This is a genomic window from Pseudoalteromonas sp. SR45-4 (assembly GCF_014163535.1).
GTDB lineage: Bacteria > Pseudomonadota > Gammaproteobacteria > Enterobacterales > Alteromonadaceae > Pseudoalteromonas > Pseudoalteromonas nigrifaciens.
Genome location: NZ_JACJDO010000025.1, coordinates 1 through 14,412 on the forward strand (window position 1 = coordinate 1; position 14,412 = coordinate 14,412).

The 14,412-nt window shown below is 40.3% G+C and carries 14 protein-coding genes, 3 tRNA genes and 1 pseudogene; 15 read left to right on the forward strand and 3 right to left on the reverse strand.

Annotated features, from left to right (window positions below; translation table 11 throughout):
• Positions 1-124: 124 nt before the first annotated feature.
• Positions 125-634 (forward strand): annotated as a pseudogene (locus H5058_RS11405) (transposase); the annotation flags it as partial.
• A gap of 307 nt (positions 635-941) precedes the next feature.
• Complete coding sequence (locus tag H5058_RS11410) at positions 942-1,556, forward strand: Fic family protein (protein ID WP_179808263.1); 615 nt, start codon at positions 942-944, stop codon at positions 1,554-1,556.
• On the opposite strand, the gene H5058_RS11415 is transcribed toward H5058_RS11410, so the two are convergent.
• The 3 genes from H5058_RS11415 to H5058_RS11425 form a co-directional block, all read right to left on the reverse strand.
• On the reverse strand, positions 1,549-1,701 hold the full coding sequence (locus H5058_RS11415; RefSeq protein WP_179808264.1) for a hypothetical protein: 153 nt from the start codon (positions 1,699-1,701) through the stop codon (positions 1,549-1,551). The two genes, H5058_RS11410 and H5058_RS11415, sit on opposite strands and share 8 nt — an antisense overlap.
• A gap of 141 nt (positions 1,702-1,842) precedes the next feature.
• A tRNA-Pro gene (locus tag H5058_RS11420) sits at positions 1,843-1,919 on the reverse strand.
• A gap of 124 nt (positions 1,920-2,043) precedes the next feature.
• Positions 2,044-2,667, reverse strand: a complete 624-nt coding sequence (locus tag H5058_RS11425) for an arylesterase (RefSeq protein ID WP_011328552.1) — start codon at positions 2,665-2,667, stop codon at positions 2,044-2,046.
• On the opposite strand from H5058_RS11425, the gene H5058_RS11430 reads away from it, so the two are divergent.
• The 13 genes from H5058_RS11430 (at position 2,668) to H5058_RS11490 (ending at position 14,369) form a co-directional block, all read left to right on the forward strand.
• Positions 2,668-3,381: an ABC transporter ATP-binding protein gene (locus H5058_RS11430; protein ID WP_011328551.1), complete on the forward strand. Its 714-nt coding sequence runs from the start codon at positions 2,668-2,670 to the stop codon at positions 3,379-3,381. It abuts the gene before it with no gap.
• Positions 3,371-5,872: an ABC transporter permease gene (locus tag H5058_RS11435; RefSeq protein ID WP_182678303.1), complete on the forward strand. Its 2,502-nt coding sequence runs from the start codon at positions 3,371-3,373 to the stop codon at positions 5,870-5,872. Before H5058_RS11430 ends, H5058_RS11435 begins: the two co-directional genes overlap by 11 nt.
• A 129-nt stretch (positions 5,873-6,001) precedes the next feature.
• On the forward strand, positions 6,002-6,526 hold the full coding sequence (gene ruvC, locus H5058_RS11440; protein ID WP_011328549.1) for a crossover junction endodeoxyribonuclease RuvC: 525 nt from the start codon (positions 6,002-6,004) through the stop codon (positions 6,524-6,526).
• Positions 6,527-6,528: 2 nt separating this feature from the next.
• Entirely contained in the window at positions 6,529-7,146 is a 618-nt protein-coding gene (gene ruvA / locus H5058_RS11445) for a Holliday junction branch migration protein RuvA (RefSeq protein ID WP_011328548.1), read from the forward strand.
• A 7-nt stretch (positions 7,147-7,153) separates the two neighbouring features.
• Positions 7,154-8,161: a Holliday junction branch migration DNA helicase RuvB gene (gene ruvB / locus H5058_RS11450; RefSeq protein WP_011328547.1), complete on the forward strand. Its 1,008-nt coding sequence runs from the start codon at positions 7,154-7,156 to the stop codon at positions 8,159-8,161.
• 1,060 nt (positions 8,162-9,221) lie between these two features.
• Positions 9,222-9,926: a protein TolQ gene (tolQ, locus tag H5058_RS11455; RefSeq protein WP_041454480.1), complete on the forward strand. Its 705-nt coding sequence runs from the start codon at positions 9,222-9,224 to the stop codon at positions 9,924-9,926.
• Positions 9,913-10,344, forward strand: coding sequence for a protein TolR (gene tolR / locus H5058_RS11460; protein WP_041454479.1), 432 nt, complete (start codon positions 9,913-9,915; stop codon positions 10,342-10,344). The genes tolQ and tolR overlap by 14 nt, the downstream gene beginning before the upstream one ends.
• Before the next feature lie 4 nt (positions 10,345-10,348).
• Positions 10,349-11,254: a cell envelope integrity protein TolA gene (tolA, locus tag H5058_RS11465; protein ID WP_011328544.1), complete on the forward strand. Its 906-nt coding sequence runs from the start codon at positions 10,349-10,351 to the stop codon at positions 11,252-11,254.
• 9 nt (positions 11,255-11,263) lie between these two features.
• Positions 11,264-12,622, forward strand: a complete 1,359-nt coding sequence (tolB, locus tag H5058_RS11470; RefSeq protein WP_011328543.1) for a Tol-Pal system beta propeller repeat protein TolB — start codon at positions 11,264-11,266, stop codon at positions 12,620-12,622.
• Between the two features lie 35 nt (positions 12,623-12,657).
• Complete coding sequence (pal, locus tag H5058_RS11475) at positions 12,658-13,200, forward strand: peptidoglycan-associated lipoprotein Pal (protein ID WP_011328542.1); 543 nt, start codon at positions 12,658-12,660, stop codon at positions 13,198-13,200.
• Between the two features lie 13 nt (positions 13,201-13,213).
• The gene (ybgF, locus tag H5058_RS11480; protein WP_182678305.1) at positions 13,214-13,960 is read left to right on the forward strand and encodes a tol-pal system protein YbgF; all 747 of its coding nucleotides are present in this window, start codon (positions 13,214-13,216) and stop codon (positions 13,958-13,960) included.
• A gap of 179 nt (positions 13,961-14,139) precedes the next feature.
• Positions 14,140-14,215 (forward strand) — tRNA-Lys (locus H5058_RS11485).
• 78 nt (positions 14,216-14,293) lie between these two features.
• Positions 14,294-14,369: transfer RNA gene (locus H5058_RS11490), tRNA-Lys, on the forward strand.
• The last annotated feature ends 43 nt before the right edge of the window (positions 14,370-14,412 follow it).

Below are 14,412 nucleotides of genomic sequence, written 5' to 3' on the forward strand. Positions count from 1 at the left end.
GCAAAAGCTGCTGCCACTGTGCGCTTGTTCTGTAAGTTTTCATCACCTGCTCCGAATTTATCATTGAGCAGGTATTTTTAGATAATCAGAACATCGATGCTAGGTGTGGTTCGCTAGACGCTTACACTGTACCGGCCGCTTTTGGGAGGGACGCTTTAAATCACAAGCCCTTTTAGATGAAGCGGCATTAATCGCCTGTATGGCATATGTTGATTTAAACCCAATAAGAGCAAAGGCAGCAGCAACACCTGAAACATCAGACCATACCAGTGTAAAAATACGCATTGAAAGTGCCACTGCGGGTAAGCAACCGAAGCAACTCCTACGCTTTTCAGGTAAACCAAAAAAGCAAATGGCAAAAGGATTACCATTTGAGCTTAAATCTTACCTTGAACTAGTAGAATTAACCGGGCGTTGTATACGCGAAGGCAAGAAAGGCCATATTGAGAGTACCACTTTACCCCTGTTACAAAGAGTAAACATTACCCCCGAAAACTGGCTAAAACTCACCACACAATTTAGTCGCGTATTTCATGGTGCAGTAGGTCGCCCAGCGTCGCACGAAGGATACTGCGAACACCTAAACAGAAAGCGGCGCGCCAACGTTAGTAATTGCGAAAAGCTACTGGCTTAAAGCGTTACTTCAAAAATTACCCGTTATTCCCCTTCACTGTGAAAGCATAGTATTTTGCATGCCTAAAAATGAATGAAAAGTAGGTAAAAACGGTGTTATTTGAGCTAGCGGAAGCATTTTGAATATTTAGGACACTTTAAGCCAAACGATATTTATCTTAGTAAAAATTAAAGCGATTAATTATTAGAATGGGTGTCACATTAATTTTTTATTGTCAGTTTCGACTAATATCAAATGGACAACGCTAAAGGTTACTTGCATTGGTTGTTAAGCACTTTTACACTAATCATTTTACTGGCGTAATTTAATGACTAAATACGAGACTGATTCTATTGAAGCGCAATATCAACTAGGATCTGAAAAACTAGTTTTAGCGAACAAGTTAGCGATTGTTGATGTAGCAGAAATGGATGATGTTGAGGCCATTCTTTTAGTTAAACTATATGAAAAAACATTTACAATGGCTGCCCCAGAAGATGATGTTTTTTCTTTTCAAAATGTAGCTAATTGGCACAGACAGTGGCTAGGTAATGTATATGAATGGGCAGGTAAAATAAGAAGTATTGATATGGGCAAAGGCGGATTTCAGTTTATGTCACCTTTACAAATTGAAAAAAATATTAGGTTATTTGAAGATGAGTATTTATCTCGATTTAATAACTTACCAGAAATGACCGATGAAGAGTTTGTCTCGTTTATAGCGCAGAGCCATGTTGAGTTTATTTTAATTCATCCATTTCGTGAGGGTAACGGTAGGATAAGCCGTCTGTTAATGGATTTTTTGTGTAGCAAAGCAGGTAAAGGAACACTTGATTATAGTTTGTGGGATGAGCATAAAGACTTTTATTTTAAGTCAATTCAAGCGGGTGTAAACAGAGATTACCAACATATTGAAAGGCTTGTAAGGGATATAATTAAATAGCGAGTGAAAGAGACTCGTATTTGAGTTTATTTGCTTTTAGTTTTTTCTCAATTGTTTTAACTGTTGCACCAGTTTCGATGGCCGTAGAGCTAGCAACAGATCTTAAAATCATACTTTTTGTGATTTTTTTCTTATCTTTACTCATAATTGCCACCTCGTATAAATATATATCTGTAATTAACCTTACACCTAGATACTCGTGTTATCAATTAAAGTTATAAGTATTTTTTATGATAATATTGAAGGCTCGAGATTAAATTTGATTCTGAAATTAGATATTATTAAATGGTCGGTATGGAGAGATTCGAACTCTCGACCCCTGCCACCCCATGACAGTGCGCTACCAAGCTGCGCCACATACCGACTGAGGTTGCAATAGTACGTGTATTTTTTTAAAAATCAATAAGCATTTGTTTGTTTGGGTGTTTTTTGCGCAAGCAGGCTGAAAATAGTTTCCTTGCGCAATTAAAAGTAGTTAAGCATGGCGCTAGTCTTTATTTAACCACAGTTTGATCGTGTTATACATTTCGTCTCGTAGTATTGGTTGCGCAGTTTTGTTAGGGTGCAAGTTATCGTTTTGCATTAAGTCGTTTTGCCCAGCAACTTTAAGTACAAAAAAGTCCATAAGGTAAGCGTTTGTATTTTTACTTACTTGTGTAAAACTATCGGTAAACATTTTACTGTAACGTGGCCCGTAATTGGGGGGAATATAAATTTCCATTAAAGCGCTGGTGGCATTGGCTGCTTGGCTTTTTTTGATTAATTCGGTTAAGTTAGCTTGTAGCTTACTCACCGGAAAACCACGTAAACCGTCGTTTGCGCCCAGCTCAATAAGTACATGAGTTGGTTGATACTGCGCTAGCAAAGCATCTACACGGCGCAGTGCGCCACCGGTTGTTTCGCCACTGATACTGGCATTAATAAGTTTGATATTACTTTGCTCAGCATCGTATTTATCTTGTAACAATTGTACCCAGCCTTGTTCTTGTTTAAGTCCGTAGGCTGCGCTTAAACTGTCACCAAGTATTAAAATGGTGTTATTAGCTGCTGCACTTAGTGGCTTGATAACTAAAAATAAAATGAATACAAAACGTAGGATTGAATGAGTCATATGTCAGCGCTTTCTCAATTAAATATAATTCAAGTAAATGGTTTGTCTAAAGTGGTATCTACCTTTGAAGGTGAGTTGCCCATCCTCAGCGACATCAGCTTTAATGTCAAGCATGGCGAATCTGTTGCGGTAGTGGGCACTTCTGGTTCTGGTAAATCTACGTTACTTAGTTTGTTAGCTGGGCTTGATACGGCGAGTGGCGGTGAAATATTTTTAGATGGCGAGCCGCTACATAATCTCGATGAAGAAGCGCGTGCTGGGCTGCGCGCCGCAAAAGTAGGCTTTGTATTTCAGTCGTTTATGTTAGTACAAAGTTTAACAGCGCTTGAAAACGTAATGCTACCCGCTGAACTTGCAGGGGAGCGCGACGCTAAACAGCAAGCACTTATTTTGCTAGAAAAGGTAGGTTTGGGTCATCGCATCGACCATTATCCGTCGCAACTCTCTGGTGGTGAGCAGCAACGCGTTGCTATTGCGCGGGCATTTATTGGCACACCAAAAATACTGTTTGCCGATGAGCCTTCGGCAAACCTAGACAGTAAAAACGGTAAAATGATTGAGTCGTTATTATTTGATCTAAATTCGCAGCACGGTACTACGCTTATTTTAGTAACGCATGACGAGGCACTTGCACAAAAATGCCAGCATATTATTCAAATTGAAGGTGGCCGATTAGTAGAAAACTCAGCAGAGGAAATAGCAAATGTGGGCTAAGTTAGCGCTTAAGTTATTTTCGCGGGAGTTTCGCCGTGGTGAGCTTACGGTGATAAGTGCGGCTATAGCGCTTGCGGTACTTACCGTGCTTACTTTATCTATGGTTACCGAGCGTATTGCGCAGAGCATTGCGCAAAAAAGTAGCGCCTTTATTGCCGCCGACCGAGTGCTTGGCAGTAATCACGTAATCGACACTTCTTATATAGCTAAAGCAGAGCAACAAAATTTAAAAACCGCACAAATGCTTTACTTCGACACTATGTTATTTGCCAACGACGAAATGCAATTTAGTTCGGTAAAAGCGGCTTCAAGTGGTTACCCGTTAAAGGGGCAACTTAAGGTTAAATCGAGCCTAAATGGAGAAACCGAAGTTGCTAGCGGCGGACCAACACTTGGCAATGTGTGGCTTAGCGAGTCGGTATTTTATAGTTTAAATATAGATATAGGCGATGTAGTAGAGCTAGGTGCTGCATTATTTAACGTTGAAAAAGTAATTGTAGAAGAGCCCGACGCGCCTTTTAATGTGTTTTCGAGTAGCCGCAGGGTGCTTATAAACATTAACGACGTGGAAAAAACAGAAGTAATACAACCGGGTAGCCGAGTGTTTTATCGCCAGCTTTATGCCGGCGATGAAAGCGATATAAATAGTTTTTACGATTGGCTAAAACCGCAGTTAAAAGAAAACCAGCAATGGTATGGCGTAAAAGATCGCCAATCGCCAATATCTAATAGTTTAAACCGTGCAGAAAGCTTTTTGTTGCTAGCAGGTTTACTGGGCATTATTTTAGCCGCAGTGGCAATTGCGGTATCTGCAAAGCGTTATTGTGAACGCCAATACGACCCAGTTGCTATGATGAAAACCTTAGGTGGTAGCCGCGCAATGATCCGCAAAATTTACCTTACACACTTATTAATGGTGTGTTTAATGGCGGTAACAGTGGGTTTATTAATTGGCTATGGTTTACAAGAAATTGCGACACATTATTTAGCAAAAAGCATGGGTACAACGTTGCCAATGGCGGGTTTTAAGCCGTGGTTAGTGGCAATTAGTACAGGTGTAATTTGTGCTGTGATGTTTTCTATCAAGCCCTTATTTGATTTATTTGATATTCCGCCATTGCGAGTGCTGCGTCGTAACTTAGGCGATAAACTAGCGGTTAGCAGGCTGCACTTAGCTATGAGTGCGTTTACCGTGTTTTTACTCATGTGGCTATTTAGCAATAATATAAAAATTACTCTGATTTTGTTTGCCTCAACCCTTACTTTAATTGGCGTGTTGTTTTTGGTGTCTAAAGTTATATTTGGTGGTGGCCGTAAATTGGGCTTAAAGCCGGGTAATAGTTGGTCGCTGGCAATTGCGTCAATTCAAAAGCGTGCAAATGTGAATGCAGTCCAGCTGATCAGCTTTTCCCTCGCTATTAAGCTATTACTATTTTTAGTGGTACTTAAAAACGACATGATAGCCGATTGGCAGTCGCAGTTACCAGACGATGCTCCCAATGCATTTTTAGTCAATATTACCCAAAACGAACTTGAGCCAATTAATACTTATTTGGCGCAAAAAAACATTCAGGTATCGGAGTTTTATCCCACCATTCGTGGCCGGGTAAATGCGGTAAATGGCGAGCTGGTAGCGCGAGAAGTATCATTGCAAGACAACGAGAAAAAAGATGAAGAGGCACGCGCTGGTATTGGTCGCGAGCTAAACTTAACCTGGCTTGAAACGCCGCCAGCGCAAAACGAAATAGTGCAAGGGCAGTGGTTTAATGAAAACACATTAGCAGAGGCATCTATTGAGGAGTCTATGCTTGAGCGTTTAGATGTTGAACTTGGCGACACGTTAACGTTTTTAATTGGTGCGCAGTCGTTTGACGCTAAAATTACCAGTGTGCGTAAAGTAAACTGGGCCACCCTTAAGCCAAACTTTTTTATTATTTTAAGTCCTGATGTGCTCAAAGACTTTCCGGCAACGTATATTTCGTCGGTACGTATTGAGCCTGATCAAAAACGCGACTTTAGTCAATTGCTGCGCAGCTACCCAACGGTTACCGCCATAGATGTAGGTAACTTTGTTAAACAAATACAATCAACCATAGAGCAAGTGTCACTTGCAATTGGCTTTGTACTTACTATTGTGGTGTTGTGTGGTGCACTGGTATTAATATCGCAAGTGCAAGCAAGCTTAGGCGAGCGCATGCAAGAAATTGTAATACTGCGCACACTTGGTGCAAAAAGCCGGCTTATAAAAAACGCCACTTTATATGAGTTTTTATTGCTTGGTGGTTTGGCCGGTTTAGTTGCCGCTTTTTTTAGTGATATTGCGCTATTAATTGTACAGCAGCAGTTATTTGATCTGGCGGGTAAGTTACATCCGCATATTTGGATAATAGGACCGGTGGCAGGTGGAGTGTTTGTAGCGGGGTTAGGCTATTTTATGATTGCTCGCACACTTAAGCAAAACACCCAAGGGCTGGTGCGTGCGTTAGGTTAAGTTGCCAATATTTAAGCAAAAGGAAAACGCCCACTTAAGTGGGCGTTTTTGTTTTATTGTTACTGGTAATTTATACAGTGCTCTGGCATTATTAGCCTAATTAACGAATAACAATAATGAGAGTGCTTTTTGGCCATAATTTTAGGGATTGATCCAGGCTCACGCTTAACTGGCTACGGTGTTGTAGCGCATCAGGGGTCTAAATTCACTTATTTAGGCAGTGGTTGCATTAAATTAGCGGATCATGAGTTTCATATAAGACTTAAAATGATTTACCAAGGCATTACCCAGCTTATAGAGCAGTTTTCGCCAGAAACCTTCGCGATAGAAAAAGTGTTTATGGCGCACAATCCCGACTCAGCCTTAAAGCTAGGCCAAGCACGTGGTGCTGCTATTGTAGGCGCTGCAATGGCCGACTTACCAGTATTTGAATACTCAGCAAGGCAAATAAAACAAGCCGTAGTAGGCAATGGTGGCGCCGATAAAACTCAAGTACAGCATATGGTTAAAAACATTTTAAAACTACCTGGTACGCCACAAGCTGATGCCGCCGATGCACTGGCTATTGCTATTTGCCATGCGCACTCAGAACAAAATTTAATAAAACTAGCGGGTAGCGCAAGCAAAACCGTTAGAGGACGTTTAAGGAAATAACTATGATTGGTCGCTTAAATGGTATTTTAGTAGAAAAACAACCTCCCGAAATATTATTAGAGGTAAGTGGTGTTGGCTACGAAGTGCAAATGCCAATGACCTGCTTTTATGACTTACCTAAAGTTGGCGAAAGTGCCATTGTTTATACTCATTTTGTAGTACGCGAAGATGCACAACTATTGTTTGGCTTTAACAACAAAGTAGAGCGTGCCTTATTTAGAGAGTTATTAAAGGCCAATGGCGTAGGGCCAAAGCTAGGTTTAGCTATTTTGTCGGGTATGTCGGCGCAGCAATTTGTAAGCTGTGTAAATAACGAAGACTCCACAAGCTTAGTTAAATTACCCGGTGTAGGTAAAAAAACCGCCGAGCGGCTAGTACTCGAAATGAAAGACAGGTTAAAAAATTGGGGCAACGATTTATTCACCCCTTTCAGCGACAGTGCGGTTATTGAGCCGTTTAGCGACGCGACAATTGCTAATAATGCCGCCGATGATGCTGTGTCGGCTTTGGTGTCGCTAGGTTATAAATTGCCACAAGCGCAAAAAGCAGTAAAATCAGTAAGTAAACCCGATATGTCTACTGAAGTTCTTATTAAAGAATCTTTAAAATCAATGCTGTGAGTAACCTATGATCGAAGCTGATCGCTTAATTGACGCGACTGAAAAACCCAACGAAGACTCTATAGACCGTGCAATTAGGCCAAAATTACTCGCCGATTACCGTGGTCAACCGCATGTTAAACAGCAAATGGAAATTTTTATTGAAGCGGCCCGTAGCCGAGGCGAAGCACTCGATCACCTGCTTATTTTTGGCCCACCAGGTTTGGGTAAAACTACATTAGCTAATATTGTTGCCAACGAGCTGCAGGTAAATATAAAGGCAACCTCAGGGCCAGTGCTCGAAAAAGCCGGTGATTTAGCCGCATTGCTAACCAACCTTGAAGAAGGTGATGTATTATTTATTGATGAAATACACAGGTTAAGCCCACAAGTTGAAGAAATACTCTACCCAGCAATGGAAGACTACCAACTTGATATTATGATAGGTGAAGGCCCAGCAGCACGCTCGATAAAATTAGATTTACCCTCGTTTACGCTTATTGGCGCAACGACTCGCGCGGGTTCGTTAACCTCGCCACTGCGTGACCGCTTTGGTATTGTGCAGCGCTTAGAGTTTTATTCAGTAGAAGACTTATCGTACATAGTAGGGCGATCGGCGCATTTTCTTGATTTAGAAATGTGCGACGAGGGTGCAGTTGAAATTGCTAAACGCTCACGCGGTACCCCCCGTATTGCCAATAGATTACTACGCCGAGTGCGTGACTACACCCAAGTAAAGTCAGACGGTACGGTAAACGCCGAAGTGGCAGAGCTGGCACTTAATATGATCGATGTAGATAAAAGCGGTTTTGATTATATGGATCGTAAGTACTTACTCGCCATTATAGAAAAATTTATGGGCGGCCCAGTTGGGCTCGACAATATAGCTGCAGCTATTGGCGAGGAAAAAGAGACTATTGAAGATGTAATCGAACCCTTTTTAATTCAACAGGGCTTTATTCAGCGAACACCCCGTGGACGAATAGTGTCAGACAACGCATATCATCACTTTGGTTTACTACCAAAGCAAGACTAATAAAAAGCTTTACCCAATTTAAAAAGCCATTGCGATTAATTAATTGCAATGGCTTTTTAGTTTATGCTTAGCCGTGTTTTATGTTGCTTTGCGCTGCGTTATATTTACTCTATAGGCACGTTATTGGCGCTATACTTGGTGAGTTTTAATGTGGTTGGTATGCGTACTTAAATTTAGCAATAATTCACGATGCGTTAAGTCAATCAAGGTTATTGTGCCTGCGTTATATTGCTGGTGTTAACTAATAGGTGGTTTGCTGTGGCGCACTAGCTTAGGCTTTATGCAATTGTTATAAACGCTAAAGTTGTGATGCTAACTTAATACCTAGGTATTCATGTTATGAAGATTATTTATGGGCAAAAAAAAGCCCGCAAATAATGCGGGCAAACAACAAGTTGAAGGAAGTAATCTTGGGAACTCTATTTTACTTACTTAGGTTTTATCCTAAAAAAGTAAAACAATGTAATACGATGAAATGTCATATTACGAAGAACTGGGTGCAATGAAAACTTTCATTTAATGCGTTAGTTCGGTATGAGGTAATAATACCGAAGAGTTGTTTTTTGTTCAAACTAGAAAATTTATAATTTCAGATAAAAAAAACTAATCTGAATGCTTTTTATGAATGTTCAATTATTGCACGTTAATTAATCGTTAACATTATAACTTTATGAAATTATTTGCTTATATTGTATTTTACAGTAAATTTCGGTATTAGTTTTACTATTACGTTAAAGTAAACCTTAGGTTGTTTTGCGTGCTTATGCTTATATTTTGAATAAACAGCTAATTTAACTGAGTGTTACCTTTATAATAGCGCATTAATAAACACTAATATTAATTACGCAATTATAATAAACGGGTTATTTTACGGTTTAATAAAAATAAAAGAATTTTTTAACGTTTTTTGTTGTCTATTCATAGCAAGATCGTTGTAAGCGGGAAATACACTATATACACTAGCTACAATTTTAGACGCTTACCCTTTGTAGTTCTGGTGTAAGGTCATATTATCCAAATAAATCAATTTGATGTGTTTTTAATTTTTTAGGAGTTTAACGTGGGATCAGGGCTTAATTTTTTAGATCTAATTCTAGAAGCAAGTTTGCTTGTGCAACTAGTGATGCTAGCGTTAGTAGCGATGTCGGTAATGTCGTGGGCTATTATTTTTCAGCGTAAAAAAGCAATCTCAGACGCTTTAAGCAATGCCAAAAAGTTCGAACAAAAGTTTTGGTCTGGAATTGATTTAAGTAAGCTGTATAGCGAAATTTCATCACGTAGTGGGCAATCAAAAGGTATAGAAGCATTATTTACCGCTGGCTTTAAAGAGTTTGCACGTCATAAAAAAAATACATTTCAAAGTGCTGGCATTGTTATGGAAGGCACACATCGCTCCATGCGCGTGGCGCTTTCACGTGAGGTAGAAAAATTAGAATCAAGTTTGTCATTTTTAGCAACCGTGGGCTCAATTAGTCCATATATAGGCTTGTTTGGTACAGTATGGGGCATAATGAATGCCTTTATTGCACTGGGCGAAGTTAAGCAAGCTACGCTACAAATGGTAGCACCAGGTATTGCTGAAGCGTTGATTGCTACTGCAATGGGCTTATTTGCAGCTATTCCAGCTGTTATTGCTTATAACCGTTTTGCTAATAAAGTTGAAAAATTAGAAACGCATTACATTAACTTTATGGAAGAGTTTGCTAATATCCTACACCGTCAAGCAGCTACTCAAATAGAGGCCCAAGCGAATGTATCAGCGTAAAAAGCGCCGTCCGGTCGCAGAAATTAATGTAGTGCCTTACATTGATGTAATGTTGGTACTACTAATTATATTTATGGCTACAGCACCTCTCATTACTCACGGTGTTAAAGTTGACTTACCAAAAATGGAAGAGTCAGACTTAGTTGATACTAAAGATACGCCACCTATTATTGCCTCTATAGATGCTGATGGCCGATACTATGTAAGCGTAGGCACCGACCCTGAAGAGCCAATGGAAGCGCTAGATGTAGCTGCCGTAATTAAGTTACAGCTGATGAAAAATCCAGATGTACCTGTAATGATAAAAGGCTCGGGCAAAGTGTCATATCAAGAAGTATTACTATTAATGGACTTTTTAAAAAGAGCAGGCGTGCCATCGGTAGGGTTAATGACAGAATCCTTTGAGGGGACGAAGTAGCCTTATGCAAACACCATTAATTAAATCAGTACTTTTACATGTGGCATTAGGTGGGTTTTTGTATGCCACCGCAAATATTCATCCGCCAGCGCCTAAGGTAATGGAAGTTACACTTAATTCGGCTATTCCCGATGTAGATAAAGCGGTGTCTGCGGTAACGGTTGATCAAAAACAGGTTGAGCAAAAAATTGCGCAACTTAGAAAAAAAGAAGACGATCAAAAGCGAGCTGAAGACAAACGCATTCGCGATTTAGAGCGCAGAGCTAGTAATGCGCGCAAAGAGCGAGAATCAGAAGCACGACAAATTAAAAAGTTAGAGCAACAGCGTAAAGCCAAAGAGAAAGAAACGGCAGAGGCGCAAGCGCAAGCTAAAAAAGCACGTGCCATAGAGCAGCAAGAACGTGCTAAAGCTAAGCAAGCCGAAAAGCAAAAGCAAGAGTCTGAAAACGCTGCAAAGGCTGCCGCTGATAAACGCAAAGCTGAGGAAGATGCGCTTAAAAAAGCACAAGCTGAACGCAAAAAACGCGAAGCAGAAGCCGAGCGTAAGCGTGAGCAAGCAATGCAAGAGCAAATGTTACAAGAGCAACTTGCTAAAGAGCAGGCTGCCCGCAGTAAAATACGCCAACAACAAGTAGTGAGTGAAGTAGATAAGTACCGTGCATTAATAATGGCGCGTATACAGCAAAACTTACTGATTGACGAAAAAATGAAAAATCAGCAGTGCCGAGTTAACATTCGTTTAGGCTTTAATGGCTTAGTAACGCAAGTGACTTCATTAGGCGGCGATAGATTAGTGTGTGAAGCTGCATTAAGAGCGGTGCGTATGGCCGACACATTACCGGTATCAAAAGATAAAGACGTATTCGACCAACTTAAGAATATAAATTTAACAATCAAGCCAGAATTTTAAAGGAATGATATGTTCAACAAAGTAAAAGTAGCCTGTTTAATTTTATTATTGGGTTTTCAGGGCGTTGCAAATGCAGCCCTGGAAATTGTAATAACAGAGGGTATAGATGGCGCACGACCAATTGCTATTGTGCCATTTAAGTATCAAGGTATTGGCCCTATTCCACAAAAGATCAGCGAAGTTATTGCTGCAGATTTAATGCGCAGTGGTAAATTTAAGCCTGTAGATGTAGCACAAATGCCGCAACAGCCAAGTAAAGATAGCGATATTAACTATGCTTCTTGGGTAAACAAAGGAGTAGAGGCGATATTAGTTGGCGAAGTTGAGCAGCAATCTAATGGCCGCTACTTGGTGCGTTATGAACTGGTTGATGTTATTCGTGGGCAAATTACCGGTGGTCAAACGCAAATGATGACTAACGGTAAATTGATTAAAAACCAAGACCATATTTTAGAAGCACGTGAAAGTATTATTAGCGACACCGGCTTTCGTCGTTATTCACACCGTATAAGTGATGTGATTTACGAAAAGCTAACCGGTGAAAAAGGCGCATTTTTAACTAAAATAGCCTATGTTATAGTACGCGATAATGACGACAGACCTTATCAACTGGTAGTTTCTGATTACGATGGTTTTAATGAGCAAGTATTACTGCGCTCTAAAGAGCCGTTAATGTCGCCAGCATGGTCGCCCGATGGCACTAAGTTAGCCTATGTAACGTTTGAAAATCGTCAGAGCCAAATTTACATTCAAGACCTATACTCAGGTAAACGTGAATTGGTTACTAGTTACCCTGGTATTAACGGTGCACCGCAGTTTTCGCCCGATGGTAAAAAGTTACTATTAGTACTTTCAAAAGATAAAACCGGTGCAACCGAAGTTTATTTACTAGACTTAGTAACACGCAAAGAAACGCGTCTTACTCGTCATCGCAGTATAGATACAGAGCCATCGTGGCATCCTAATGGCCAAGATATTGTATTTACATCTGAAAGGGGTGGTAATGCCCAGATTTATAAGTTAAATTTAAAAACTGGCAGAACACAAAGATTAAGCTTTGATGGTGATATGAACCTAGCAGGTTCAATAACACCCGATGGCAAAGAATTAGTGATGGTTAACCGTACCAACGGGCAGTACCATCTTGCTAAAAAAGAGCTGGCTACAGGTGCGTTTCAGGTATTAACACGAACTCGCCTTGATGAATCACCGAGTATAGCGCCAAATGGCTCGATGATTATATATAGCACGCTTCATAATAATAAACAGGTACTTGCGCTGGTATCGATGGACGGTCGCTTTAAAGCACGGTTACCTGTGCTAGACGGACAAGTAAAGGCGCCAGCTTGGTCGCCATATTTACAGTAATAATTGCTGGTTTACTCAAAATAGGAATCTACTCAATGCAACTTAATAAAATACTTAAAGGCCTGCTAATTGCTGTGCCAGTAATGGCTTTAGCAGCTTGTAGCTCATCTTCAGATATAGATGAAGGCGCAGCTAACCAATCAAATCAAGGTATGGTTGAGCAATCAACAAATACTGACACAGTTGAAGTAGCGACAATTTCGCCAGAGCAACGTGCAGAAGAGCAACTTCGTCAAAAATACGAAGCACTTCGTCAAGAGCAAGTAATTTACTTTGATTTTGATAAAGCGACAGTTGAAGGCAAGTACGCTGATTTATTACGCGCACACGCTGAGTTTTTAGTTCAAAACTCATCTGTTAAAGTACTTATTGAAGGCCACGCAGATGAGCGCGGTACGCCAGAGTACAATATTGCACTAGGTGAGCACCGTGGCCAAGCAGTTGAAAAATACCTACAAAGCTTAGGTGTTTCTGCAAGCCAAATGTCAGTGGTAAGCTACGGTGAAGAGAAACCTATGGTTAAATCTCGCACTGAATCAGCTTTCGCTAAAAACCGCCGTGCGGTACTAGTTTACTAAGATAAGAGATATTATGAAGCCGAAAATTATTTTGGCAGCCATGATATTGAGCGGGAGCACCCAGTTAATGGCTGCTCCCGCTCCTGTTTCAGAAGCTGCAAGTTCACAATCGAGTATTGAAAAGCGTTTAGCGTCGTTAGAGAGCATGATGCAACAACGTAACTTTTTACAAGTTGAGTTACAGCAACAGCTTAATTTATTGCAAGATGAAGTAAGCCAAATTCGTGGTGTAACCGAAGAGCAAAGTTATAAGCTAGAAAAAGTGCTGCAGCGTCAGCGCGAGCTTTATCAAGAAATTGAAAACCGCGTAAGCCAAGCCTATAGTCAACCAGCTGCTACAGCGCCTGCAGTTGATCACACGCAAGCTAGCGATACTCAGACATACAGTGCCGATTTATCTGAAAACGAAGCATACGAGCGTGCTGTTGCGTTAATAATGAAAGATAAACGCTATGATCAGGCGATCCCAGAGTTTCAAACTTTTTTAACTACCTACCCAAATTCTGTGTATGCATCAAATGCACATTATTGGCTTGGGCAGTTACTCACGATAAAAAATAGCCCAGCTAAAGCAACGGAGCATTTTAAAGTGGTGGTTAATGAATTTCCAAATTCAAATAAGCGCCCAGATGCCATGTTAAAGTTAGGTACTTTGCTACAAGAGCAAAATTTAGCAGCCGAAGCGCAAAAAATACTGAACGATTTAATTAATCAGTATCCAAGTACCACTGCTGCAAAATTGGCCACAAAGCGCTTATAAAATTAATACAAGAGACTTGATTAGGCTGCTTTTTGTCATAAGCGGTCTAAAATTGTTCAGCTAAGCATAAAAACTTAAAAAAAGAGACAATTTCGGTTGCACTCATTTTATAAATAAGTATTATAAGCGCCCGCAGCAAACGAATGGTTACCCCACTCGAAATGCGACAAAAATAGAGCGGGTCATTAGCTCAGTTGGTAGAGCAGTTGACTTTTAATCAATTGGTCGATGGTTCAAATCCATCATGACCCACCATTATATTTATAGTAATAATGGTCTATTATCGGCGGATTTACGTAAGCTTAATTAATTATTACATTAAGCACCCAGAGCGGGGCATTAGCTCAGTTGGTAGAGCAGTTGACTTTTAATCAATTGGTCGATGGTTCAAATCCATCATGCCCCACCATTCTTTATATTTAAGAATGGCTGGAATCGGCGGATTTACGTAA